The organism is Rhizobacter sp. J219 (assembly GCF_024700055.1).
Classification (GTDB): domain Bacteria; phylum Pseudomonadota; class Gammaproteobacteria; order Burkholderiales; family Burkholderiaceae_C; genus Rhizobacter.
In genome coordinates this window covers 262,961-287,268 of the sequence record NZ_JAJOND010000001.1, presented here as the reverse complement: position 1 = coordinate 287,268, position 24,308 = coordinate 262,961, and the positions used below count along the sequence as shown (strand labels likewise).

General features: G+C 68.8%; 19 protein-coding genes and 1 pseudogene. 12 read left to right on the top strand and 8 right to left on the bottom strand.

Annotation, left to right across the window (positions count from 1 at the left end):
• Positions 1 to 25 precede the first annotated feature (25 nt).
• Together LRS03_RS01285 and LRS03_RS01280 are read right to left on the bottom strand one after the other, a co-directional pair.
• Complete coding sequence (locus tag LRS03_RS01285; protein ID WP_257823502.1) at positions 26 to 1,315, bottom strand: mechanosensitive ion channel family protein; 1,290 nt, start codon at positions 1,313 to 1,315, stop codon at positions 26 to 28.
• A 91-nt stretch (positions 1,316 to 1,406) separates the two neighbouring features.
• Entirely contained in the window at positions 1,407 to 2,342 is a 936-nt protein-coding gene (locus LRS03_RS01280) for a histone deacetylase family protein (RefSeq protein ID WP_257823501.1), read from the bottom strand.
• 37 nt (positions 2,343 to 2,379) lie between these two features.
• Between LRS03_RS01280 and LRS03_RS01275 the strand changes: the two genes are divergently transcribed.
• From LRS03_RS01275 to LRS03_RS01240, 9 genes are all read left to right on the top strand, one after another.
• The gene (locus LRS03_RS01275) at positions 2,380 to 3,306 is read left to right on the top strand and encodes an AAA family ATPase (protein ID WP_257823500.1); all 927 of its coding nucleotides are present in this window, start codon (positions 2,380 to 2,382) and stop codon (positions 3,304 to 3,306) included.
• Positions 3,307 to 3,319: 13 nt separating this feature from the next.
• Complete coding sequence (locus LRS03_RS01270) at positions 3,320 to 4,330, top strand: DUF58 domain-containing protein (protein WP_257823499.1); 1,011 nt, start codon at positions 3,320 to 3,322, stop codon at positions 4,328 to 4,330.
• On the top strand, positions 4,327 to 5,280 hold the full coding sequence (locus LRS03_RS26475; protein WP_308296376.1) for a TgpA N-terminal domain-containing protein: 954 nt from the start codon (positions 4,327 to 4,329) through the stop codon (positions 5,278 to 5,280). The genes LRS03_RS01270 and LRS03_RS26475 overlap by 4 nt, the downstream gene beginning before the upstream one ends.
• Entirely contained in the window at positions 5,277 to 6,374 is a 1,098-nt protein-coding gene (locus tag LRS03_RS26470) for a transglutaminase-like domain-containing protein (protein ID WP_308296375.1), read from the top strand. The genes LRS03_RS26475 and LRS03_RS26470 overlap by 4 nt, the downstream gene beginning before the upstream one ends.
• An 8-nt stretch (positions 6,375 to 6,382) precedes the next feature.
• Positions 6,383 to 7,480, top strand: a complete 1,098-nt coding sequence (gene mltB, locus LRS03_RS01260) for a lytic murein transglycosylase B (protein ID WP_257823498.1) — start codon at positions 6,383 to 6,385, stop codon at positions 7,478 to 7,480.
• Positions 7,481 to 7,606: 126 nt separating this feature from the next.
• Entirely contained in the window at positions 7,607 to 8,374 is a 768-nt protein-coding gene (locus LRS03_RS01255) for an alpha/beta fold hydrolase (RefSeq protein WP_257823497.1), read from the top strand.
• 147 nt (positions 8,375 to 8,521) lie between these two features.
• Positions 8,522 to 10,525 (top strand): FAD/NAD(P)-binding protein, encoded by a 2,004-nt coding sequence (locus LRS03_RS01250; RefSeq protein WP_257823496.1) that lies wholly within the window; start codon positions 8,522 to 8,524, stop codon positions 10,523 to 10,525.
• A gap of 42 nt (positions 10,526 to 10,567) precedes the next feature.
• A complete protein-coding gene (locus tag LRS03_RS01245; protein WP_257823495.1) occupies positions 10,568 to 11,887 on the top strand; it encodes an MFS transporter in 1,320 nt (439 codons plus the stop codon).
• A gap of 138 nt (positions 11,888 to 12,025) precedes the next feature.
• Positions 12,026 to 13,168, top strand: a complete 1,143-nt coding sequence (locus LRS03_RS01240; RefSeq protein ID WP_257823494.1) for an ABC transporter substrate-binding protein — start codon at positions 12,026 to 12,028, stop codon at positions 13,166 to 13,168.
• A 40-nt stretch (positions 13,169 to 13,208) separates the two neighbouring features.
• Here LRS03_RS01240 and LRS03_RS01235 read toward each other — a convergent pair whose 3' ends face one another.
• From LRS03_RS01235 to LRS03_RS01225, 3 genes are all read right to left on the bottom strand, one after another.
• Positions 13,209 to 13,397 carry a hypothetical protein gene (locus LRS03_RS01235; protein ID WP_257823493.1) on the bottom strand — a complete coding sequence of 63 codons (189 nt, stop codon included), beginning with the start codon at positions 13,395 to 13,397 and terminating at the stop codon, positions 13,209 to 13,211.
• Positions 13,398 to 13,575: 178 nt separating this feature from the next.
• Positions 13,576 to 14,460: a transglutaminase family protein gene (locus LRS03_RS01230; RefSeq protein WP_257823492.1), complete on the bottom strand. Its 885-nt coding sequence runs from the start codon at positions 14,458 to 14,460 to the stop codon at positions 13,576 to 13,578.
• Entirely contained in the window at positions 14,432 to 16,801 is a 2,370-nt protein-coding gene (locus LRS03_RS01225; RefSeq protein ID WP_257823491.1) for a circularly permuted type 2 ATP-grasp protein, read from the bottom strand. The genes LRS03_RS01230 and LRS03_RS01225 overlap by 29 nt, the downstream gene beginning before the upstream one ends.
• 371 nt (positions 16,802 to 17,172) lie before the next feature.
• Between LRS03_RS01225 and LRS03_RS01220 the strand changes: the two genes are divergently transcribed.
• Together LRS03_RS01220 and LRS03_RS01215 are read left to right on the top strand one after the other, a co-directional pair.
• A complete protein-coding gene (locus LRS03_RS01220; RefSeq protein ID WP_257823490.1) occupies positions 17,173 to 18,981 on the top strand; it encodes a diguanylate cyclase in 1,809 nt (602 codons plus the stop codon).
• A gap of 236 nt (positions 18,982 to 19,217) precedes the next feature.
• Entirely contained in the window at positions 19,218 to 19,535 is a 318-nt protein-coding gene (locus LRS03_RS01215; RefSeq protein WP_257823489.1) for a hypothetical protein, read from the top strand.
• Positions 19,536 to 19,583: 48 nt separating this feature from the next.
• Here the strand turns inward: LRS03_RS01215 and LRS03_RS01210 are convergent, their stop codons facing one another.
• Both LRS03_RS01210 and LRS03_RS01205 read right to left on the bottom strand, forming a co-directional pair.
• Positions 19,584 to 20,198, bottom strand: coding sequence for an HD domain-containing protein (locus LRS03_RS01210; RefSeq protein ID WP_257823488.1), 615 nt, complete (start codon positions 20,196 to 20,198; stop codon positions 19,584 to 19,586).
• Positions 20,195 to 21,667 carry a 2OG-Fe(II) oxygenase gene (locus tag LRS03_RS01205; RefSeq protein ID WP_257823487.1) on the bottom strand — a complete coding sequence of 491 codons (1,473 nt, stop codon included), beginning with the start codon at positions 21,665 to 21,667 and terminating at the stop codon, positions 20,195 to 20,197. The genes LRS03_RS01210 and LRS03_RS01205 overlap by 4 nt, the downstream gene beginning before the upstream one ends.
• 106 nt (positions 21,668 to 21,773) lie before the next feature.
• On the opposite strand from LRS03_RS01205, the gene LRS03_RS01200 reads away from it, so the two are divergent.
• Positions 21,774 to 22,397: a TetR/AcrR family transcriptional regulator gene (locus tag LRS03_RS01200; protein WP_257823486.1), complete on the top strand. Its 624-nt coding sequence runs from the start codon at positions 21,774 to 21,776 to the stop codon at positions 22,395 to 22,397.
• On the opposite strand, the pseudogene LRS03_RS01195 reads toward LRS03_RS01200, so the two are convergent.
• A pseudogene (locus LRS03_RS01195) lies at positions 22,394 to 24,300 on the bottom strand (B12-binding domain-containing radical SAM protein). The gene LRS03_RS01200 and the pseudogene LRS03_RS01195 sit on opposite strands and share 4 nt — an antisense overlap.
• Positions 24,301 to 24,308: the final 8 nt, after the last annotated feature.

Sequence of the window (24,308 nt, the reverse complement as noted above, 5' to 3'; positions counted from 1 at the left end):
CTCACCCGCCCACAAGACGCCGGCTTCAGCCGGCGTTTTTGTTCGCGGGTGCTGCTGGCGCTTCCCGCGTGTGCACCACCCGCTGCGGGAACGGTATCTCGATGCCTTCGGCTTCGAGCACGGCGAGCACCGCGAAGTTGACTTCCGATTTCACCGCGCCCTGCCCGTTCTCCGGGTCGCGGATCCAGAACTGCAGCGAAAGCTCGATCCCGTCGGCAGCGAAGGCCGACAGCTGCACGGCTGGCGCAGGGTCGGCGATGACACGCTCCACCGCCCTGATCGCCTCCACCAGCTTGGGCAGCAGCGCGCGCACGTCGGTGCCATAGGCCACCTGCACGACACTCGTGATGAGCACGCGCGGGTCGGCCAGCGACGAGTTCTCGACCCGCTGGGTGATCAGCATCTCGTTGGGCACGATGGCCTCGCGGCCGTTGAGCGCGCGGATCACGGTGTAGCGGGTGCGGATGTCGGTGATGCGGCCTTCGAAGTTGTCGACCTTGACCATGTCGCCGATGCGCAGCGAACGCTCCGCCAGGATGACGAAGCCGCTCACGTAATTGGCCGCGATCTTCTGCAGGCCGAAGCCGAGGCCCACGCCGACCGCGCCGCCAAGCACGCTCAACGCCGTGAGGTCGATGCCCACGGCCGACATCGCAAACAGCAGGCCGACAAAGAGCAACACCGCCCGCACGATGTTGGCGGCCATCTTGCGCATCGACAGGTCGTCGCCGGTGCCACGGATGATCTTGCGCTCGACCGCCGCCGAGACCCACAGCGCCAGCACCATCACCACGCCGGCGGTAAGCGTGCCTTCGATCAGGTTGCGCAGCGAGATCTGCGCGCCGCCGATCTTCCAGCGCACGCCGTCGAGCTGCTCCAGCACCGCCGGCATCACGCCGGTGACCCACAGCACCACCGCGATCCAGGCGATCCACGACACCGTGCGTTCGATCACGCGCATCCAGTGGCTGTCGGGAAATGCCGCCGTCAGCACGCGCACGGTCAGGCGGATCAGCACCAGCGAGATGAGGATCGGGATCGCGAGCTTGAAGACGGCCACCGTCACCACACCCGCGAGCAGCTGCTTGGCGATCAGCGCCAGCACCAGCGCGAAGACGGGAAACAGCACCCCATCGACCACGCTGCGCCCGAAGAGCACGGCGCCCTGGATGTGCAGCACCCGGCGCAGCGCGGCGCACAGGAGCCACGACACCCCCAGGCAGCCGAGCAGCACCGCCGCTTCGGTGAGCGCGCTCTGCGTGGTGAGGTTGCGCAGCAGGTCCTGAAATTCGTGCAGATCGATCGTGTTGTTCATTCTTGTCATTCCTCACCGTCATCTCCGCGAAAGCGGAAATCCACGGTGGAGCACTTTGCCGGATTCCCGCGTCGCGGGCGCGACGGGCGGCCTACAGATCGGCCAGCACCCGCAGGTGCGAGGCCACGCTGCGCGAGAGCGCGCTCAGCGCGTAGCCGCCTTCGAGGCACGAGACGATGCGGCCCTGCGCATGGCGGTCGGCCACGTCTTTCACGCGCCGGGTGATCCATTCGTAGTCGGCCTCGACGAGGCCGAGTTGGCCAAGTTCGTCTTCGCGGTGGGCGTCGAAGCCGGCCGAGATGAAGACCATCTGCGGCTTGAAGGCTTCGAGCCGCGGCATCCACATGGCCTCGATCATGTCGCGGATCTCCATGCCGCGGGTGTAGGGCGGGATCGGCAGGTTGACCATGTTTTCGCCCTTGGGCACGCCGCCGCTGTAGGGGTACAGCGGGTGCTGGAAGAAGCTCACCATCAGGATGCGCTCGTCGCCGGCGACGATGTCTTCGGTGCCGTTGCCATGGTGCACGTCGAAATCGACGATGGCCACCCGCTTCAGGCCACGCACATCGAGCGCATGGCGTGCGGCAATGGCCACGTTGTTGAAGAAGCAAAAGCCCATGGTCTCATCGCGCGTGGCGTGGTGGCCGGGCGGGCGGATGGCGCAGAAGGCGTTGTCGATCTCTCCGTCGAGCACCGCATCGGTGGCGGCTACTGCGGCGCCGGCGGCGCGCTGCGTGGCGGCCCAGGTGCCGGCATTGGCAGCGGTATCGGGGTCGAAGGCGCGCGACTCGCCGGTGAGCGCCAGTTGCTCCAGCCGATCCTTCAGCTCGGCCACGTAGTGCGCGCTGTGGGCGAGTTCCACATCCCGCAGGTCAACCAGCGGTGCGTCACGGTGCTCCAGCGCCACGTCGAGCCCGGAGGCGATCAGGTGGTCGTGGATGGCATCGAGCCGCTGCGGGCATTCGGGGTGGCCGTGGCCCATGTCATGGGCATGGCAGTCGGCGTGGGTGTAGATGGCGGTCGGCATGTCTCGCAGCGCATTCGTTTCGGGTATCGTGCGCCGCATGAACACGAGCCTGGCGACGCGACTCACCCAACTGACAGACCAGATTAGCACGATCATCGTCGGCAAGCGGCCCCAGGTGCGCGACTGCCTGGCCTGCCTGCTGGCCGGTGGTCACCTCCTCATCGAAGACGTGCCCGGCGTCGGCAAGACCACGCTGGCGCATGCCCTGGCCGTGTCGCTTGGCCTGCGCTTCTCGCGCACCCAGTTCACCGCCGACCTGATGCCGGCCGACCTGATCGGTGTGAGTGTCTACGAGCGCAGCAAGGAGGCCTTCGTCTTCCACCCCGGTCCGGTGTTCGCCCAGGTGCTGCTGGCCGACGAGATCAACCGCGCCGGCCCCAAGACGCAGAGCGCGCTGCTCGAAGCGATGGAAGAGCACCAGGTGACGGTCGAGGGCGAAACGCGTGCCCTGCCCCGCCCCTTCTTCGTGATCGCGACGCAGAACCCGACCGACCAGCTCGGCACCTACCCGCTGCCCGAGTCGCAGCTCGACCGCTTCCTGATGTGCCTCACGCTCGGCTACCCCGACAAGGCCAGCGAACGGGCGCTGCTCGCCGGCATCGATCGCCGCGAAGCCATCGCCGAGCTGAAGGCGGTGATGACCCCGGAGGAGCTGACGGCCGCGCAGCAGGAGGTGCTGAAAGTCCATGCGTCGGACGCGCTGCTCGACTACCTGCAGGCGCTGATCGCCGCCACGCGCAGCGGTGCCTGGTTCGTCGACGGCCTGAGCCCGCGGGCCGGCATCGCGGTCCTGCGTGCCGCCAAGGCGCATGCCCTGCTCGACCAGCGCGACTACGTCGCACCCGACGACGTCCAGGCCATCCTCGTGCAGACGGTCGCGCACCGCCTGGTGCCGGTGGCCGGCGCCGGCCGCGGGGCGCGCGAACAGGTGCGCGCGATGATCGAGGCCATGCCGCTCTCCTGATCGGCGCCACGCCATGAGCAGCAGTTCGACGGCGCCCCGGCTCACCAGCGTGCTGAACCCGGCCGCCGCGGTGCGCCAGCGCTTTCGCGCCTGGTGGCAGGCCCGCCTGCCGCGCACCGACACGCTGCTGCTGACCCAGCGCAACATCTACATCCTGCCGACGCGGGCGGGGCTGATGTTCGGGGTGACGCTCGTGGTGCTCCTGCTGGCCTCCATCAACTACCAGCTGAGCCTGGGCTACGTGCTGACCTTCCTGCTGGCAGGCAGCGGCATCGTCTCGATGCACGTCACGCACAACACGCTGCGCGGGCTGACACTGCACCTGCGTCCGCCTGCTGCCGTGTTTGCTGGCACACCGGCATTGCTGGACGTGACACTCACGAGCGCCGGCCATGCGCGCTTCGGCATCGGCCTCGGGCTGGAGTCGTCGCCCGGCAAGGCGGTCGCCTGGACCGACGTGCCCGAAGGCGGACAGTCGACCGCGCAGGTGAGCTTCGTGCCCCCGCAGCGCGGGCGGCACACGGTGCCGACGATCCAGGTCGAGACGCGCTTTCCGCTGGGGCTTTTCCGCGCGTGGGCGATCTGGCGGCCGGCGGCGCAGGTGCTCGTGTACCCGCGGCTCGAACAACCCGCGGCGCCCCTGCCGCCGGCACACGCCGTGCCCGGCGGCCCGGCGGCACGGCGCAGCACCGATGGCGGCGAGGTCGAAGGCGTGCGCAGCTACCGGCGCGGCGATCCGCTCAAGATGGTGCTGTGGAAGAAGGCGGCGCGCACGCTCGAAACGACCGGCGAACTCGTGAGCCGCGACACCAGCGCCTCGGTCCAGCACCAGCTCTGGCTCGACTGGGCGCACTGCACCGGCCTTGCGCCCGAAGCCCGGCTGTCGCGCCTGGCCACCTGGGTCGTCGCCGCCAACCGCGCCGGCGCCGACCACGGCTTGCGTCTGCCCGGCGTCGAGATCGCCCCGGCGCAAGGCGAGGCGCAGCGCAAGCAATGCCTGGAGGCCCTGGCACTGTGGACATGACGACCTCCGCACGCATGACCCTCGCCGCGCGCTGGCGCCACCTGCCGCGCGAGACACGCGACACGCTGTTCCTGCTCGCGGTCATCGCGTGGACGGTGCTGCCCCACGTCGACCACCTGCCGGTGTGGTGCACCGTGCTGACCACCGCTGTGCTGTTGTGGCGCACCCGCCTCGCCCTCACCAACGCCCCACTGCCCGGCCGCTGGGTCTTGATCGCCGTGCTGGCACTGGCGGCCGGCCTCACGCTCTGGTCGTTCAAGACCATCTTCGGCAAGGAACCCGGCGTCACCCTCGCGGTGGTGCTGATGGCCTTGAAGACGCTGGAGCTGCGGGCGCGGCGCGACGCCTTCGTCGTCTTCTTCCTCGGCTTCTTCCTGGTGCTGACGCACTTTCTCTTTTCGCAATCGCTGCCGGTCGCGGTGGCGATGCTCGCGTCGGTGTGGGGGCTGCTCACGGCGCTGGTGCTGGCCCACATGCCGGTGGGCCAGCCAAGCCTGCGACACGCCAGCCGGCTCGCGCTGCGCACCGCGCTGCTCGGGGCACCGGTGATGGTGCTGCTCTTTCTGCTCTTCCCACGCATGGGACCCTTGTGGGGCGTGCCGCAGGACGGGATGGCCAAGACGGGCCTTTCCGAAACCATGCGCATGGGCAGCGTGGCCGAGATCGCACTCGACGACTCGGTGGCCATGCGCGTGCGATTCTTCGGCACGCCGCCGCCACCGGAAACGCTCTACTTCCGCGGCCCGGTGCTGAGCACCTTCAACGGCCGCACCTGGAGCGTCGGCTTCTCGTCGAGCGCGCCGGCGCGCGACGAGATTCGCCCGAGCGGCCCCGCGCTCGAATACGAGATCACGGCAGAACCCACGCGGCTTTTCCTGCTGCCGACGCTGGAAGCCACCAGTGCGATCGAACCCATCGAGGGCCTCTCCCCCGGCGGCGAGACAGCATGAGCTGGGGCACCGACCGGATGGTGTTCAACCGGGTGCGCTTCAAAGCCACCGCCCATACCCGCTTCGCGCACGGCCCGCTGCAGCGCGGCCAGGGCATGCGCGAGAACGTGACGCTACCCACCGGCTACAACCCGCGCACCCTCGCCTGGGCCCGCGAGCTGGGAGACCACCCGCGCATGGCCAACGCCGAAGCCCCGGCCTTGGCCCAGGCGGTGATGCAACACATCCGCACGGCAGGCTTTACATACACGCTTGCGCCCGGTGTCTATGGCGAGAACAACGAGCGTGGCGCACTCGACGAGTTCTGGCTCGACCGCAAGGAGGGCTTCTGCGAGCACTTCGCCGCCGCCTTCGTGGTGATCATGCGAGCGCTCGACGTACCGGCGCGGGTGGTGACCGGGTTCCAGGGCGCCGATCCCCTGCCGATCGACGGCTTCTACATCGTGCGTCAGAGCCATGCCCATGCCTGGGCGGAATACTGGGTCGAGGGCCAGGGCTGGGTGCGCGCCGACCCCACCGCCGCCGTCGCTCCCGACCGCATCGTGCGCAGCCGCAACCTCGTGCCGGCGCCGGGATTCGTGGCCGGTGCGATCGGCAACGTCAGCCCGGCGCTGATGGCGCAGCTGCGCCAGACCTGGGAGCTGCTCAACAACCGCTGGAACCAGTGGGTGCTCAACTACTCGCGCGGCCAGCAGCTCGACCTGCTGAAAAACATCGGCTTCGATTCACCCAGCTGGCAGGACGTGGCCCTGCTGCTGATCGGCATCCTGAGCGGCCTCGCCCTGCTCGGCGCGGGGTGGGCCTGGTGGGACCGCCACCGCCAGGACCCGTGGGCACGCCAGGCCGCGCAGGTGCGCCGCGTGCTGCGCGCGCTCGGCCTGCCGGCCCTGCCGCACGAAGCACCGCGCGCCCTGGCCGCGCAGGTGCACGAGCACTACGGCGACCGCGGCGCGGCCCTCGCCGTCCATCTGATGGTGCTGGAGCAGCAGCGCTACGGACACTCCCCGCTGGCGCATCCGTCAACCCAATGGCTGCGTGCGCTGCGGGGAGAAGCACGCACGCTGCGGCGGAGCGCTCAGCACGCGCCACGATAATCCGCGGCATGCTGCTCTCGTCCGGTTCGCTCCTCTTTCGCTGCACGTTTCCCGCCTTCGCCGCCCTGCTGATCTGCAGCACCTGCCTGCCCCTCGCCGAAGCCAAGAGGCCACGTGCGCAGGTCGCCTCGGACAGCGAACCCGACCTCGTCACCTATGGCCAACGCGAAGACGTGATGCGCTTCGCGGCCGAGCTGGCGGAACGGCGCGGCCTCGATGCGGCGTGGGTGAAGGCGCAGCTCGCCGAGGCGCGCTACGTGCCAAGCGTGGCCAAGTTCATCATGCCGCCGCCCACCAGCACGGCGAAGAACTGGGCAGCCTACCGCGCACGCTTCGTGGAGCCGCTGCGCATCCGCGCCGGCCTCGCCTTCTGGCGCGAAAACGAGAAGTGGCTGCAGCGCGCTGAAGAGATGTACGGCGTGCCGCCGGAGGTGGTGGTCGGAGTGGTCGGCGTCGAGACGCTCTACGGCCGGCACATGGGCAACTTCCGCGTGCTGGACGCGCTGGCCACGCTGTCGTTCGACTTTCCCACCGGCCGCAAGGACCGCAGCGCCTTCTTCCGCGACGAGCTGGAGCAGCTCTTCGTGCTCGCCGACCGCGAGAAGGCCGATCCGCGCAGCTTCAAGGGCAGCTACGCGGGAGCGATGGGCATGGGCCAGTTCATGCCCAGCAGCTGGAACAAGTACGCCGTCGACTTCGACGGCGATGGTCACGTCGACCTGCACACGAGCGCCGCCGACGTGATCGGCAGCATCGCGCACTACCTGGCCGAGTTCGGATGGCAGCGGGGTATGCCCACCCGCTTCGACGTCGCACTGCCCACCGATCCGGCAAACCGCGCGACGCTGCTCGAACCCGACATCAAGCCCACCTTCACCGCGCAGCAATTCAGCGAAAAAGGTGCCGGCCTGCCGGCTGCGGGCCGAGAGTACACCGGGCTGCTCGCGCTGGTGGAGCTGTACAACGGCGACGCAGCGCCGAGCTACGTGGCGGGCACCGCCAATTTCTATGCGATCACGCGCTACAACTGGTCGAGCTACTACGCCATGGCCGTCATCGACCTGGGCGAAGCGATCGGGCTGATCAAGCACAAGATCGATCGCTGAGCCGCGCGGCGTTTCGAGCTCGGCTGCTGTCGCTTCACGACGCGCAGCCGTCGCCTGTCGCACCGGCCTCGCGCCGAGGCCGTGCGAGGCCCACATTCGGGGCTCCTTCCACATGGGGAGCACCGCATGACCACCCGGCCTCGCCTGTTCTTCGCCCACGCCAACGGCTTCACCCCCGGCGCCTACGCGCCGCTGCTGCGCCCGCTCGGCGAGCGCTACCAGATCGAAGCGCCTGCCCTGCTGCCCCTGCGCCACGGTCGGGTCCCGTCGGGCCGCTGGGACGAGATTGCCGCCGACCTGGCCCCGCTCGTCGACGCCGGCCACGCGCCCACGGTCGGCATGGGCCATTCGCTGGGCGCCGTGGCGCTCCTGATGCTTGCGGCGGCGCGGCCATCGCGTTTCAGCCGGCTGGTGCTGGTCGAGCCGCCCGCCATCCCGGCCTGGGGAGCGGCGCTGCTGCGCCACGCGCCGGCGGCCGTGCGCCGCAAGAGTCCGATGGCCGAGGCCACCCGCCGCCGCACCGATGCCTGGGTGAGCTTCGACGAGGCGTTTGCACATGAGCGTGCGCGCCGCTGGTACGCGCGCATCGACGACGCCGTGCTCGACAACCTGCTGCGGCACGGCCTTCGGCACGACGACGGCATCTGGACGCCGCGTTTCCGCAAGGAGTGGGAGGCGCGCCTGTACGAGATGCCGACGAGCCTCTGGCCCCTGCTCAGGCGGCACGATCTGCCGCCCCTTACCGTGGTGCGCGGCGCCGACTCGACCGTCTTTTCGGCCGACGACCTAGCCCGCTGGCGTCGCCTGCGCCCGCAGGACACAGCCCTCGAAGTGCCGGCCACCGGCCATCTGCTGCCCCTGGAGCGGCCCGACTTGGCCGCAAGCTGGGTCTGAGCCCCCATCCCCGCGCTTACAAGAAGAAACACAGAAGGCTAGCAAAAACCCTCATCATAGAAACGCAACCCCCTGTTCAAGGGGGTGGCGCACCCCGTCGAAGCCAAGTCATGAATCGGGAGCTGACTTGGCTGGCTGCCATGAGAGTTGTCGAAACGATACAACCACGCAATAGCCATCAATTTGTCGCGGCGCTCAGTTAAATTGCCGATCCCGGGAGAGAAGCAACCCATGACAACAGCGCGAATTGGCATCATCGGGATGGGCCCGCGTGGCCTGACGGTTCTGGAGCGCATAGTCGCGAACGAACGCGTCAGAAAATCGGCCAATATTGAAATATTCGTCTTCGATCCGCACCCTCCAGGGGTGGGTTGCCACGATCCCGAGCAGGAAGATTACCTGCTGGTGAATACGGTGGCCGGCCAGATCACGCAGTTTTCCGACCATTCGGTCGTGGGCGCCGGCCCCATCCTCGAGGGCCCGTCCTTCTACCAATGGCTCGAAGAGCAGCGCAGCAGCAAGCTCGGCCGCTGGTCGGGGCAGCCGGTTTCCCCCGACAAATACTATTCTCGCGCCTTGTTTGGGCGATACCTTTATTGGGTTTACCACTATCTGGCGGCGCTGGCCCCCTCGCATGTGCAGATAAACCTGGTGCAGGAATCCATTCTGAGCACTGATCGCCTGGCGGAAGATTCCTGGGTTTTGTCGACCAAAAGCGGCTCTTTCTGCGTCAACTACCTGTTTCTCACCACCGGCCATACCAAGCCTGCTGGAAAACCGACAACTGCGGCCCACCGTCAGCCGCAATCCACCCTGGTTATAGACGACCCATACCCCATCAAGGCCACCACCGAGACCATCACAGCCGACATGACGGTCGGCATCGAGGGCATGGGCCTGACCATGTTCGACGTGCTGGGAGCCCTCACCACCGGGCGCGGTGGCCGATTCGTTCAAGACGAAGACGGGCGCACCCGGTACCTGCCCTCGGGGCAGGAGCCCCGCCTCGTGGCCTACTCCCGCTCGGGCCTGCCGCTCACCGCACGAGCGGTGAACCAGAAAGGCGTGTCGATCCAGTACAAGGCCCGCTTCCTCTTGGCCGACAAGGTGCGTGCCATGCGTGCCGGCCGCAAGCTCGACTTCGTGACCGACATCTTCCCGCTGCTGCTCGCCGACATGCAGTTCGCCTACTACGAGGCCTACCTGCGCGAACGCCGCGACCCGGTCACGTCGATGCTCTTCTGCAACCAGTTCCTGTGCGCTGACGTCGCCTCGCGCGAGGCGCTGATCCGCCAGTACGTGCCCGAAGCCGACCGCTTCTCATGGGACCAGCTGGTGAACCCGGTGCCCGAAGACGCCCTCGCCACCCCCGAGGACTACCACGACTGGCTGATGGCCCATCTGCGCAAGGACCTGCACGAAGCCGGCAAGGGCAACGTGCAAGGCCCGCTCAAGGCGGCCTGCGACGTGGTGCGTGACCTGCGCGACAACCTGCGCGCCGCCATCGACCACGGCGGCCTCACCGAGGCCTCGCACCGTTGGCTGCTGTCGGAGTTCGTGCCGATCATGAACCGCATCGCTGTCGGCCCGCCGATGTCGCGCATTGCCGAACTGCTGGCGCTCGTCGAGGCAGGCGTGCTGGAAATGAGCTACGGCCCCGGTACCACCTGCAGGCCGGCTAAACCGGGCGAGCGCATGCGCGTGGTCTCGGCCCTGTGGCCCGACCGGAGCACCGCGGTCGACGTGCTCGTGAAGGCCCGCGTGCCCATGCACAGCCCGGCCGACGACTCGACGCCTTTGCTGCGCGGTCTGCTCAAGGCCGGCTACCTGCGGCTCTTCCACAACGGAGGCTTCCACCCGGGCGGCATCGAGGTCACCCGCGAGTTCAACTGGGTCACCGCCAGCGGCCAGGTCATCGACAACGCCTGGGCGCTCGGCATCCCGACCGAGGGCGTCAAGTTCTACACCTTCGTGGTGCCCCGCTCGGGCGTCAACTCCACCGCGCTGGTGGATGCGGGCCGGGCCGTGAGCCGCATGATCTCGCTGATCACCGGCCATGAACCGGCGCCGCAGCCGGAGCCCATCGAGACGCCTGTTCCGACGACGGAGTACGCCTCCGCCTTTGCCTCCCTGTATGGCGCCTTGTCCTGAGCCTGAACCTGCCTTTCTGAGCACCCCGATCGGCTTGCCGCGATGCTGCAAGCCGCGCTGAACCGCCTCAGCCTCGCCGGCCTGTCGGCCACGCTGATCGGCAATGGCATCGGCCGGTTCGCGTTCATTGCCCTGATGCCCGCGCTGATCGATGCGGGCTGGTTCACCAAGGGTGAAGCGTCGCAGCTGAGCGTGGCCACGTTGCTGGGCTACGTGCTCGGCGCGTGGGCGGCAGACTGGCTGGGCCGCCGTTATGCGGTGGCGACCCTGCTGCGAGCGTCGATGCTCATCTGCTCGGTCAGCTTCTTCGCCTGCGCCTTCCATGACGCGCCGCTCGCCTGGTACTACGTCTGGCGCACGGCAGCCGGGTTCTGCGGTGCCATCCTGATGGTGCTGCCAGCGCCGGTGGTGCTGCCGCAGCACGACGCGGCGATCCGCGGCCGCGCGAGCGGCATCGTGTTCTCGGGCATCGGGCTCGGCGCGGTGCTGTCGGGCCTGCTGGTGCCGGTGCTGATCGCCGGTGTCGGGGTGGCCGTGGTGTGGGGCGGCAGCATCGTGCCCCTCGCCTTCCGCGGCGTCGAAGGGGCCTGGCTCGGCATGGGCGCGATCTGCCTCGCGCTCACGGTCTCGGCGTGGCGCCAGTGGCCGCCCGAGGCGAGCCTGCCGCCCGCTGCGGCCGACGGCGGCCCGGCTGCCAAGGAAGAGGTTCCGGCCGAATCCCGCCTCACCGTCTGGCTGATCCTCGCCGCCCACGGGCTCAACGCGGTGGGATACCTCGCCCACACCATGTTCTGGGTCGACTACATCGTCCGTGAGCAGGGGCGCTCGCTGGCGATGGGCGGCTTCATGTGGTCGATGTTCGGCGTTGGGGCGGCCATCGGCCCGCTGCTCACCGGGAGCCTGGCCGACAAATTCGGCCTCAAGCGCTGCCTGATCGCCGGCTTCGCCTTGAAGGCCGTGGCCGCCGCGATGCCGTGGTGGAGCAGCAGCGTGCCGGCGCTCTTTGTCTCATCGATCCTCATGGGCATCTTCACGCCGGGCATCGTTGCGCTCGTCTCGGCCTACGCGCTTGAAACCGTGGGGCCTGCGCTGCACCGGCGCGCCTGGGGCCTGGCGACCTTCAGCTTCTCGATCACACAGGCCGGTGGCGGCTTTCTCATGGCCACCGCCGCACCCCATCTCGACTCCTACCACCCGCTGTTTCTGGCCAGCGCCCTCGCCCTGCTCGGGTCCATCGCCTGCGTGCTGCTCATCCGCAAGCCTGCAATGCAAGAGGTCGCGGTGGCCGAGCCGGTCGCCACCGGCGATGCGGTCACCCCTGAAAGCACTCTGTATCCGAATGCGACCGCTTTGGAAAAATAGCACAGCCGAACACTTTTGAAGAAGTGATGCCAAGAAGTGCGCGTTTTCACGCGGAATGCTGCAGATAAACTGCGTTGCAATATCGAAGATTCGTTGGGTTGGTCACACGACCGAAAACTTAAAAGTAAGGGCTTGATCATGGGGTTCAAAGCGAACGCAATACGCACCGCGGTAGTGGCCATCGGCCTCCTCGCGGGCACCTTGGCGGCGGCACAGATCCGCATTGGCCAGACGACCGGCCTCACCAGGCCGGCGGCCGGCCCGGTCAAGGAAATCAACCAGGGCGCGATGCTCTACATCGAGCACATCAACGCCGAAGGCGGTATCGGAGGCCAGCAGATCGAGGTGGTGACGCTGGACGACAAGAACCAGGTTCCCAACACCGTCGAAAACACCAAGCAGCTGATCGCCGACCCGAAGGTCGTGGCCCTGTTCCTCAATCGCGGCACGCCTCACGCCCAGGCCATGATGCCGCTGCTGGCCGAAGCCAAGATCGTGCTGCTGGCGCCGTCGACCGGCGCCATCGCTGTGCACAAGCCAGTCCATCCCTACGTGTTCAACGTGCGCGCCACCTACCAGAAGGAAGCCGAACACGTGACCCGCCACCTGGGCATGGGCGGCCTCGAACGGGTGGGCATCTGCTACGTCGACGACCCCTTCGGGCAGGACGCGCTGCAGGGTGCCCTCAACGTCTTCAAGACTGCCGGCAAGCAGACCGCGTTCAACGAAGCGCTCGACAAGTTCAAGCCCGACTACTCCAAGTGCGTCGCCAAGGCGCTGGAGACCAAGCCGCTCGGCATCCTAATGATCAGCACCGCGGCCTCCGTCGCGACCGGTGTGAAGGCGCTGCGCGCGGCGGGCTCGAAGGTGACGGTGGCCACGCTCTCGAACAACGCTGCCAAGGGCTTCGTCGACGCCCTGGGTGAACACGCGTCCGGCGTGATCGTGAGCCAGGTGTTCCCGTCGGAGCGCCGCCTGGCCTCGCCGATGATTGCGGAAGCCGCACGCCTGGCGCAGGCCAAGGGCATCAAGCAGCTCACGCCCGCAATGATCGAAGGCTATGCCGCGTCGAAGGTGCTGGTGACGGCACTGCGCCGCGCCGCGAAAGACAAGGACAACATCACCCGGGCTTCGTTCAAGAAGGCGCTCGAGTCCTTCAACCGGGTCGACATCGGCGGCGGCGTGGGCGGCACCGAGCTCACCTACACGCCGACCGATCATTCGGGCCTGGACTACGTGGACCTCTCGTACATCGGCGACGACGGCAGCTTCCGCCGCTGAGCCGCGACACGCTCCTGAAGATTGACCGGGCCCTGCCCGGTCAATTTTTTTGCGGCGGCGACATCGGTGTCGCACCACCGGGGAATTCGGCCGGCCAGGCATCGGGCGGCAGGTCTTCGACAACCTCCAGACCATGCGCCAGTTCCCAGCTCGAGTCGGTCCAGCTGACGCCGGTCCATTCGCCTGTTCCCGTGCGCCGCATGTCGTGCCTCACGTCGCTCGTCTTCATCCAAGCACCCACCGCTGTCGTCATGTTCGCTCCCTCTGTTTTGCCTGGGCATCAGTGTGCGCAAGCCGGGTTCGCGAATACATCCCACCTATGGCTGCAACAGTAGTGAAGTGGACCCCTCAGAAGAATCCCGCAGCCCGAGGGCCCGCTTTCAGGGGGGCACGACTTGACCCTGGACTCAAGCCGGAATCACGCTGACGGAGACGTCCATCTCCTGCGCGCCGCCGCCGAGGATGACCCCGCGCAGCGGCACCACGTCGGCGAAGTCGGCGCCCCACGCGAGCGTGATGTAGCGCCGGTCGGCGAGCTGGTTGTTCGTCGGGTCAAACTCCACCCAGCCGGTGGCCGGCGAGTACGCCGCCACCCAGGCGTGCGACGCATCCACGCCCATCAGGCGCGGTTGCCCCTCCGGCGGGTCGGTCAGCAGGTAGCCCGAGACATAGCGCGCCGGCAGGCCGTGGCCGCGCAGGCAGGCGAGCATGAGGTGCGCGAAGTCCTGGCAGACACCTCGGCGCTGGTAGAGCACTTCGTCGACCGAGGTGCTCACCGTGGTGGCGCCCGGGTCGAACTCGAAATGCGCGTGGATGCGCTGCATCAGGTCGGTCACCGCTTCGAGCCAGTCACGCCCGGGCGACAGCGACTCCAACGCATACATGCGCGCCCCTTCGGACAAGGGCACGAGCGTGGTCGGCTCCGCCATGCGTGCGGGGATCAGGCCATCGAGTTCGGGCTGCTCGCGCACGGCGTCGCGCACGCTTTCCCAGGCGACGAACGGCGTGGCGTCGGCCGCCGCCCGGTCGCCGACCTCCACACTGCACTGCATGCGCACGCGCAGCATCCGGTGCGCGCCGTGCAGGCCGAAATGGGTGACGCTGTTGCCGAAGCTGTCGGGCGCTTCGTGGCGCTCGTCGGGTGGCGGATCGATCTGGATCGCGCACGACAGCAGCTTCTGCCACGGCAGGTTGCGCGGCGTCAGGCGGGCGAGCTGCCACGACTGCGACACCGGCGCCGCATACACATAGCGGGTCTCGTGCTCAACGGTGTAGCGCTCTGCGGCCGTCATGCGTCACGCCACCAATGACAGCACGCTGCGCGACGCGGCGTGCGAGAAGAACTTGAGCGTGAGACTCGTCTGAGACGGTGTGCGCCGCACGCTGGATCTGCTCGATCGCCGACGCCAGCACCTCGCTCTCGGGATGCAGGTCGACCGGCTGCAATGCCTGCAGCGCCGCCTGCGCGGGCCCCAGCACGTCGGCGGCGAAGCGGCCGTGCGCGCGCTCGAGCTTCTCGACGTATTCCACCAACCCCTTCACCTGGAACGCCACCGAGCGCGGGTTGGTGTCGTCGCGCACCAGCAGGTCGAGCACCGGCAGCCACTCGGGCGCCACGAGATAGCGCGAGCGGTAGGTGACGGTGGAGTCGGCCAGCTCCAGCAGCCAGTCGAGGCCGTCGGCGCGCCCTTCCTGCGTGGCCACCTGCAGCGTGGTGCACAGGTTCGACAGGCGCTCGATGCGACGTCCGATCGACAGGAAACGCCAACCCGTGCCACGCGTCATGCCGTCGAGCACGTAGCCGGACAGCGTCATCATCGTCGTCACCGCGCGGTCGAGCCAGCTGAGCGCCAGGGGCAGCGAGCTGCCGCGCTGGAACACCGGGTCGCCGATCAGTCGGTTGAGCGTGCGCCAGTTGTCAGCCGACATGCGGTCGCGCAGGTTGAAGGCCACGCGCGACAGCTGCCGCAGCCGCTGGCTCAGGCCTTCGTCGGGGTGGGTGGCAGCGCGCAGCAGTTCGGTGCCGGGGTTGTCGGCCGACTCGATCAGCCCGACGCGCTGCGCGAGCGCGAGCACCGGCACGAGGCCATCGGAGCCGCCGTCGGCATTGGCGTCGGTCGCACCGAGCACGGCGGTGATCGCCACCCGCAGCAGCCGCGCCGCGGCGTCGCAACGTTCGCCGTAGCGGCCGAACCAGAACAGGTTTTCCGCGGTGCGCGAGGGCACGTTGCCGCGCGAGGTGACGAGATCCTGCGGCGTGACGGTGCTCGACAGGAGCGAGAAGGAGGCATTCACCGGCCCGTCCGACAGCACCCAGGTGTCTTTCGAGCCACCGCCGCGCTGCATCGCGATCACACGCGAGTGGCGATCGTTGGCCACGCGCGTGAGTCCGCCCGGCATCACGCGGTAACCCTGCGGCGTGGCTACCGCGAAGACACGCAGCCCGACGGTGCGTGCACTCAGGTGGTCGCCCTGCTGCGCGGCGCCACGCTCCAGCACCGGCGCCTGCGACACATGCACCCATTCCTGCGCCACGTAGCGCTGCGGCCGCGAGGCCACCCGCGCGCCGAGCAGCACCCGTTCATCGTCCGACAGGTCGGCGCCGAACACCGCCGGCTCCTTGGCCGAACGCTCCAGCGGCTTGATGAGGATGTGGTCGAGCCGCTTCCAGGCATCGATCAGCGCTGCTGGCTCGCCCAGCCACCAGGTGGCGACCGAGGGCAGGCGCAGCGGCTCGCCTAGGAGTTGCTCGCTCAGCTTGGGCAAGTAGCCGAGCAAGGCCCCTGACTCCAGCACGCCGGAGCCGAGGGCATTGGCCACCAGCACCGTGCCGCGGCGTGCGCAGTCGGTGAGGCCAGCGACGCCGAGCGCGGAGTCCGAACGCAGCTCCAGCGGGTCGCAGTAGTCGTCGTCCTGGCGGCGCAGGATGGCGTGCACCCGCTTGAGGCCCTCCACCGTCTTCATCCACACGCGGCCGTCGCGCACGGTGAGGTCGGTGCCCTCCACCAGCGCGAAACCGAGGTAGCGCGCGAGGAGGGCGTGCTCGAAGTACGTCTCGTTGTAGGGCCCAGGCGTGAGCAGCGCGATCAGCGGCGGGCCGTCGCCCTTGGGTGCCCAGCGCAGCAGCGACTCGCGCATGTGGGCGAAAAACGAGGCCAGGTGCTGCACGTGCAGGTCGCGGAAGAGCTGCGGAAACACACGCGAGACGACCAGCCGGTTCTCCAGCGCATAGCCCACGCCCGACGGCGCCTGCGTGCGGTCGCTCACCACCCACCAGCGCCCGTCGGGCGAGCGCGCCAGGTCGGCCGCGTAATGGAAAAGGTGCACGCCCCCGGGCGGGCGGATGCCCTGCACCTGGTGCAGATAGCCGCTGTGGCCGAACACCACCGAAGGCGGGATGGCACCGCTCTTGAGCAGCGTCTGCTCTCCGTACACGTCGGCGAGCACCCGGTTGAGCAGTTCGGCACGCTGGGCGATGCCGGCTTCGATCTCGTCCCACTCGCGCGGCGAAAGCAGCAGCGGCAAGGGGTCGACCTCCCACGGGCGGTCGGCGCCTTTGGGGTCGGCGTAGACGTTGTAGGTGATGCCGTTCTCGCGCACCTGGCGCTCCATCAGCGCGAGCGTCTCGCCCACACCGGCGCCCTCGCGCTCGGCGAGCGCATCGCAGGAAGGCGTCCCAGTGGGGACGCGGGTCGCCCGAGTCCGCCAGCAGCTCGTCGTAGCGGCCTTCAAGGGCGGAGTAAGCGGAGAGCAGCCTCTTCAGCATGGGGACGTGCGCACGGCGCGGGCGGGGGATGGGCGGGCAGGGATGGGCGATTCTCTTAGATTGGCGCGACCCGGCAGGGCCGCCCTAACCCGGGGCTGTCGTGCAAAAACAATACCCGGCGTGGCGAACCTCACAGCCCACACCTGCCACGCGAGGCGCACGCTCAATGCGCCCCCGCCCCGGCCGATAAGCCGTCATGTCTGCACGCGTGCCTGGACTTGGGGGTTGGCGTCGGGCCGTGGCGCAACTCGCCATCGGCCTGGCCGGGCTCGTCGGCCTGGCCGGCGCCCATGCCCTCGAAGCCTTGCCCTGGCAGCCCCAGGCCCCGACGCTCAACCTCGTGCCGCAGGCCGAGTGGCTGGAAGACCGCAGCACCCGCCTCGACCTGAACGGCGCCCGTGCCGCCGGCGGCTGGCAATACGGCCGCGGCAACGCACTGGCCTTCGGCTACACGCCCTCGGCCTTCTGGGTGCGCTGGCGCATCACCAACACCAGCCAACAGCCCGCCGATGCGGTGATCGACCTCGGCCACCCTCGCCACGACCATGCGCACTGGCACGTGCTGCGCCTGGGCGGCAGCCGGGTCGAGCAGGTGCACAGCGGTGACCGCCTGCCCTTCGCACAGCAGCCGTTGCCCCACCGCCACATCGCCCTGCCCCTGCAGCTCGCGCCGCGCGAAACGGTCGACGTGTGGCTGCGCCTGTCGACGTACGACGGCCTCTTCGAGCCGCTGCCCATCACACTGCAAAGCCGCAGCGCCTTCGAGGCCGCGATGGCGCGCGAAGACACGATCCTCACGCTCTTCCACGGCGGCGTGCTGGCACTTGGCCTGTACCACCTGCTGCTTTTCGCCATCACGCGCCAGAAGGCGCTCGGCCACTACGCCCACTGTGTGGGCTGGCTCCTGCTGTGGAGCCTCACCTCGCGCGGCAACGTCTGGCAGCACGTGTGGCCCGGCGCACCGGACTTCAACAACGGCTTCCTGACCTTCACCAGCAGCGCCGCGTTCGCCGCGATGGGCCTCTTCGCCAACTCGTACCTGCGCTTGCGCGAACACCTGAGCCGGCCGTGGCTGATGGCGCTGCAGCTGCTGGTCGCGCTCAACGTGGGCGACGCCTTGCTGGCGCTGACCGGCCAGCACGCGCTCGCCGTGATGCTCGGCTGGGCCACCGGCCTGCCGCTGGGCATCCTGACGCTGGCGCTCGCCACCCGGCTGGCGCTGCACGGCCATCGCGCGGCGCGCTTCTACGTGGCCGCCTTCGCGCTGCTGTGCCTGGGCGCGCTGGGCTACATCGCGCAGGTCGCCGCGCTGGTGCCCGTCAACGGGTTCAGCACCTGGGGGGTGGAGATCGGTGCCACCTTCGCCATGTTGCTGCTCGCGCTGGGCCTCGCCGACATGCTCGACGCGCTGGGCCTCGAGAAGGTGGCCGCGGAGCGCCGCGCCCGTCTGGCCCAGCAGGCGCTGGTCGCCAAGCTCGAAGCCCAGGTGAAAGAGCGTGCCCAGGCGCTCGATGCGGCCAACCGTCGCCTGTATGAGGTCTCGGTCACCGACGAGCTGACCGGCGCCTTCAACCGCCGGCACTTCAACGACTTCTGTGCCGAGCTGTTCGACCACGCGCCACGCCAGGAGCCGCTGGCGTTCTGCATCTTCGACCTCGACCACTTCAAGGCCTTCAACGATCTGCTCGGCCAGGCTGCGGGCGACCAGGTCCTGCGCGCCGTCTCGGGTGCGGTGCGGGCCGAGCTGCGCCGTTCGGGCGACCTGCTGTTCCGCCTGGGCGGCGAAGAGTTCGGGCTGCTCTTCACCGCGACATCGAAAGAAGGCGCTCGGCAGTTCGTCGAGCGGCTGCGCCATGCCATCCGCCAGCTGCACATCACGCACCCGGGCAGCCCGGCCGGAATCGTCACCGCCAGCTTCGGGGTGGCGTGGTGGGGCCAGCCACTCGGCTCGCCGCTGAGCCGCGAACAGCTCTACGCACAGGCCGACGCCCAGCTGCACGGCGCCAAGAAGGCCGGCCGCGACCAGGTCGCGCTGCTGCCGGTCTGACCCCAGCACCCTGGGGTTTCGACGCTCGCCGTGCACGCGGGCCGCTGTTACCCTGCGCCGCATGAACATCCCACGCCCCACCCTCGCCCTGGCCCTCACCATCTCCTTGCTGCTGGGTGCCTGCGCCCAGCTCGACACCAAGCCGGTGACCGATGCGGCCATCACGCCGCTCAACGACCTCAACCTCGTGCAGGCGCCCATCCCGCCGCTGCTGGTGGCCGTGGCGGCGCGTCCCTATGCCCCGCCCATCGACGCGAGCTGCACCGCGCTCGCAGCGGAGATCAAGGCGCTCGACGAGCTGCTCGGCGCCGACCTCGACACGCCCCCCCACCGCCGCCAACCCGAGCCTCATCGAACGCGGCGTGACACTCGCCACCAACGAGGCCATCGGCAGCGTGCGCAGCGCCGCCGAAGGCGTTGTGCCGTACCGCAAGTGGGTCCGCAAGCTGAGCGGCGCCGAACGCTACTCGAAGGACGTGGCCGCGGCGATTGCAGCCGGCACCGTGCGCCGCGCGTACCTCAAGGGGCAGCTGGTCGCACGCAGCTGCGTTTGACCGAGGGCCGCCAGGGCCCTATTCAAGACGACCCCGGCGCAGGCGCTCTCAAAGCCGCTCGATGGAGCGGCGCAGGTTCTCGCGCGCTCTCGCTTCCAGACGGTCGGCGTAGGCCTCGGTGTTGTAGAGGCGGGGCCGCGCAAGAAAGCCTTGCAGCACCGAGCGCCGCTTGGTGCGAAAGAGCAGCTCGGGCACGTGGCGATACTCGTCGCGCACCTGGCGCTCGTATTCATCGAAGCGGGCGGCATCGGCACCGAGGATCGACAAGTCCACGTCGACCATGACCCTGGCGTCGCGGGTCGAGGGCACGGCATGGTGCTCGGTCGCCATGATGAGCGCATGCACATGGTCGCCCGCTTCACGGCTGCCCGCGGCGGCCACGGTGTCGCGTGCCCACTCGGCGCTGGCGGCCTCGTTGCCGCGGGCATGCGTGTCGTACACGGCGTCGTGGAACCACAGTGCGAGCAGCACCTCGCCCGGGCGTTCGGCCAGCCGCTCGATCTCGCCGGCCTGCGCCAGGCATTCGCGCAGGTGCTGCAGCGTGTGGTAGTGGCGCTGCGGCTCAGCGTAGGCGCGGCACAGCGAGTCGAACGTGCTGCGGGGCGGCTCGGCCAGGCCGACGAGGGCCCAGACCGATTGCCAGGAAGGCAAGAGTTCGTTCATGCGTGAACCTCAGGTCGTGCGTGCCGTGCAATGCGGCCATCGTAGGAGCAGCTGAGGTAGGCGCCCGGCATCGGCAGCACGTCGGTCACGAAATTGTCGTGGCACGACTCGGCCCGCAAGGTGCGGTCGGCCAGGCGCCACACGCGCACGCGGTTGTCTTCGCCGGCGCTCGCGAGCATGCCGTCGCCGAGCCAGCGCAGTCGTCGCACGGCGGCGCCGTGCGCCTGCATCGTGTGCGTCTGCGTCCAGGTGCCGCCACTGCGCGCCCAGGTGGCGAGGCGGCCTTCGATGTCGCCGCAGATGAGTTGATCGCCGCCCGGCAGCACGAGCAGGTCGCGCAACGGCGATGTGCCGGGCAGCGTGCCCACGCAACGGCTGGAGGCACGATCCCAGAGCCTCACCGTCCCGTCTTCGCTGGCCGAGGCCAGGTGTCCGTGGCCGAGGGCGGCAAGCGACCACACCCAGCCCGTGTGGCCACCGAGCGTGGCGAGCGGCTCGCCGTCGGCACGCCAGAGGCGCACCTGAGCATCGGCACCCCCGCTCGAAAGCGTGCCGTCGGGCAGCGCGGCCACCGTGAGCCCGCTGCCCTCGTGGGCCGGGACCGTGCGAATGCAGCGGCGGTCGGCCACCGACCAGAAGCGCAGGTCGCCGTCCCGCGAGATCGACGCCAGCCGGCCACCGGGCAAGGCCGCGAGCCCCAGCACCGACTGGCGATGCCCGACAAGCTGGCCCGCAGCACGGCCATCGTCATGCCACAGGCGGATGGCGGTGTCGCGCCCGCTGCTGGCGAGCAGGTCGTCGCCCAGGCGTGCCAGGGCCCAGACGTAGCCCTGGTGGCCGGGCTCGAAGGGGCGCGTGCTGGGCGCGGGGGCGGCCTCGTGCCGGCGATAGATCACGTCGCTGCGCAGGATGTGCTTCACGCCGCGGCTCACCGTCTCGCCCGAGTGCCACAGGCGGTGGTCGAAGAGGATGAGGCTGCCCGCACGCGGCCGCACCCGGCCGATCAGCCGCGCCGGCGCACCGTTCGCATCGCCCGCGGGGCCAGCCGAGTAGAAGAGCGTGTCGCCGCCGTCGAAGGCGTCGCCATCGGTGAGGTAGACCATGAAGGTCAGGCGCGACTGCAACCCAGGCCCGCGGTGATGCACGCCGTCCTGATGCAGTTTGAACTGCTGGCCGGCCCGGTAGCGGCAGAAACGGAAGCGCTCGTTGATGCTGTCGAAGGCCCAGGTCTCGCCCTCGTGCTCAAGGCGCGGGGGCACGTGGCCCGCCAGGCGCTCGCCCATCTGGCACGCGAACGCGGGGTCGTCGACCACCTGCCGGTCGTTGTTGCGGTACGAGGGCGGGTAGTGGCTGGCCGCCGCGCTGAACCCGCGCGCCTCGCTGCGCGCAATGTGCTCGCGGCACTCCTGCGCCGACAGGAAGTCGGGAATCACCACGCAGAAGCCGGCATCGGCATCGAGAATCGTCATCGCCTACCCTCTCATATTTGGTTGATCAACCAATTTATCGCCACTCTAGCGGTCGCCTCCGCCGATTGCAACGATAATTTGGTCATACAGCCAAATAATTGACGTCATGCCCCGCACCCCCAGCACCAGCAACACCGAGAGCCGCCGCGCCGCCATCGTGGCGGCCATGCTGCCGGTCATGGCCCGGCACGGCTACGAGAAGGCGACCATCCAGGCCATCGCGCGCGAGGCGGGCCTGACGCCCGGCCTCCTGCACTACCACTTCAAGAGCAAGCAGGAGATCCTGGTCTCGCTGGTGGCGGCGGTCGTCGAGTTCGCCCGCACGCGCTACGAGAGCCGATCGGCAAGCTCCGCCGGGCCGATGGAGCGTTTGCAGGCCTACGTGCAGGCCCGGCTGGGGCTGGGCACTGGCGCCGCGCCCGACATGGTGGCCGCCTGGGTGATGATCGGCGCCGAGGCCGTGCGCCAGCCCGAGGTGCGTGTGCTCTACGAGCAGGCCATCGCGCAGGAACTCGCCCTCCTCACGCAATTGCTGTCGGCTTGCCTCGCCGAAAGGCGCCGCAGCACCGACTCGGCGCACACCCTCGCCGCCGGGCTGGTGGCCTTGATGGAAGGCAGCTTCCAGCTGTCGAGCGCCGCGGCCAACGTGATGCCGGCCGGCTATGCGGCTCAGGCCGCGATGGCGTTTGCCACGCAGGGCATCGAGGCCGCCCCGAAGCGAAAGGCCTAAGCGAGGGCCAAAGCGCGAGCGATGTAGTGCCGCGGCACCTTGGGCTTGGGCACCGGAAAGTCGAACCACATGCGCACGTCGTCTTCCAGCCCGATGCCGTGCATGAAGTTGTAGAGCGCCTTCTTCAGCCCCACGCCCAGGGCATCGTGGTCGGTGCCGGTGGGGTCGATGAACCCGATGTCGTTCTTGGCGAAGGTGACGGGCGGCAGCGGCTGAAGCGTCACGCCGTATTCCTCGGGGTGCTGGCCGACGGGTGAGTGCACCGTGCAGGCGAAGCGGTGGAAGAAGCCCGACTGGATGCACCCCTGCTCGAAGAGCTGGCGCACGTATTCGAGCGCGTCGACCGTGTCTTGCACCGTCTGCGTCGGAAAGCCATACATCAGGTAGGCATGCACCAGGATGCCGGCGTCGGTGAACGACTTGGTGACACGCGCCACCTGCTCGACCGACACGCCCTTCTTCATCAGCTTGAGCAGCCGGTCGGAGGCCACCTCCAGGCCACCCGAGATCGCGATGCAGCCACTGTCGGCCATCTGCTGGCACAGCTCGGGGCTGAACGATTTCTCGAAGCGGATGTTGCCCCACCAAGAGACCGAAAGCTGGCGCGCGATGAGCTCGGCCGAGAGCGCCTTCAGCGCCTTGGGTGGCGCAGCTTCGTCGACGAAGTGGAAACCGGTCTGCCCGGTCTCACGCACGATGGCTTCCATGCGGTCGGCCAACAGGGCGGCCGAGGCACCCTCGTAGCGCGAGATGTAGTCGAGGCTCACGTCGCAGAAGCTGCACTTCTTCCAGTAGCAGCCGTGGGCCACGGTGAGCTTGTTCCAGCGCCCGTCGCTCCACAGCCGGTTCATCGGGTTGAGCATGTCGAGCAGCGAGAGGTAGCGGTGCAGCGGCAGCCCGTCCCAGGTGGGCGTGCCGACCTCGGCGAAGGCGATGTCGGGTTCCATCATGTTGACGTAGCGCACCACCCCTTCCTCGCGCAGGAAGGTGCGCACCAGGCGCTGCCGTGATCGTCTGCCCTGCAGGTGCTCCAGCAGCGCGAGCAAGGGGCGCTCGCCGGCATCGAGCGTCACATAGTCGAAATGGTCGAAGACACGCGGCTCGCTGAGACTCGCGCAGCTCGGTGTTGACGAAGCCGCCGCCGAGTGCGGTGGTGATGTGTGGGTGCTGCGCCTTCACCGTCTGGGCGATGCGGAAGGCGGCGTACACCGAGCCCGGGAACGGCACCGACAGCAGCAGCACGTCGGGCTGGTGCCGCGCCACAGCGGCCAGGGTCAGGTCGACCAGCGTGCGGTCGACCAGGTTGAGCGGCTGGGCCAACGCCTCGGCCAGCGGGTCGAAGCTCGGTTGGCTCTGCGCGAGCGACTCGGCGTAGCGCACGAACTCGAAGCGTGGGTCGATGGCATCGCGCAGCACGTCGGCGAGGTCATTCAGGTACAGCGTGGCGAGGTGCCGTGCGCGGTCTTGCATGCCGAGCGCGCCGAAGGCCCAGGCGAGCGGGTCGCCCCCCCTCTTCATCGATGTAGACGTCGAGCGACTCGAAGCGGGCACCCTCAGGCAGGTAGCCGCGGCTGGCGATGCGGTGGCCAAGCGTCGGGTCGCAGCCTTGCAGGAAGGCGATGGTCGGCCCGATGGTGGTGCGGTAGCGGTCGAACTGCTCGATGAATGTCTGGACCTGCCGTGTGCGTTTCGACGCCGGCATGGCCTCGATCTCGGCGCGGACCTGCACCAGCCCTTCGGCCGACAGGAGCTTCAGCACGAGCGCCAAGGCCAGGTCTTCCTGCACCGCATCGACACCACGCGAGCGCAGAAAGCCGGTGAGGTAGGCAGTGGACGGGTAAGGCGTGTTGAGCTGCGTCATCGGCGGGATGAGGGCCAGCACGCGGGGAACGGCAATCGACATGGGGCGAG

Coding starts and splice junctions, on each gene's coding strand:
- LRS03_RS01245 (WP_257823495.1), top strand. CDS start 10,568: ATGCTGCAAGCCGCGCTGAACCGCCTCAGCCTCGCCGGCCTGTCGGCC.
- LRS03_RS01230 (WP_257823492.1), bottom strand. CDS start 14,460: ATGACGGCCGCAGAGCGCTACACCGTTGAGCACGAGACCCGCTATGTG.
- LRS03_RS01200 (WP_257823486.1), top strand. CDS start 21,774: ATGCCCCGCACCCCCAGCACCAGCAACACCGAGAGCCGCCGCGCCGCC.
- LRS03_RS01280 (WP_257823501.1), bottom strand. CDS start 2,342: ATGCCGACCGCCATCTACACCCACGCCGACTGCCATGCCCATGACATG.
- LRS03_RS01270 (WP_257823499.1), top strand. CDS start 3,320: ATGAGCAGCAGTTCGACGGCGCCCCGGCTCACCAGCGTGCTGAACCCG.
- LRS03_RS01235 (WP_257823493.1), bottom strand. CDS start 13,397: ATGAAGACGAGCGACGTGAGGCACGACATGCGGCGCACGGGAACAGGC.
- LRS03_RS26475 (WP_308296376.1), top strand. CDS start 4,327: ATGACGACCTCCGCACGCATGACCCTCGCCGCGCGCTGGCGCCACCTG.
- LRS03_RS01205 (WP_257823487.1), bottom strand. CDS start 21,667: ATGACGATTCTCGATGCCGATGCCGGCTTCTGCGTGGTGATTCCCGAC.
- LRS03_RS01285 (WP_257823502.1), bottom strand. CDS start 1,315: ATGAACAACACGATCGATCTGCACGAATTTCAGGACCTGCTGCGCAAC.
- mltB (WP_257823498.1), top strand. CDS start 6,383: ATGCTGCTCTCGTCCGGTTCGCTCCTCTTTCGCTGCACGTTTCCCGCC.
- LRS03_RS01255 (WP_257823497.1), top strand. CDS start 7,607: ATGACCACCCGGCCTCGCCTGTTCTTCGCCCACGCCAACGGCTTCACC.
- LRS03_RS01210 (WP_257823488.1), bottom strand. CDS start 20,198: ATGAACGAACTCTTGCCTTCCTGGCAATCGGTCTGGGCCCTCGTCGGC.
- LRS03_RS26470 (WP_308296375.1), top strand. CDS start 5,277: ATGAGCTGGGGCACCGACCGGATGGTGTTCAACCGGGTGCGCTTCAAA.
- LRS03_RS01275 (WP_257823500.1), top strand. CDS start 2,380: ATGAACACGAGCCTGGCGACGCGACTCACCCAACTGACAGACCAGATT.
- LRS03_RS01215 (WP_257823489.1), top strand. CDS start 19,218: ATGCCCCGCCCATCGACGCGAGCTGCACCGCGCTCGCAGCGGAGATCA.
- LRS03_RS01240 (WP_257823494.1), top strand. CDS start 12,026: ATGGGGTTCAAAGCGAACGCAATACGCACCGCGGTAGTGGCCATCGGC.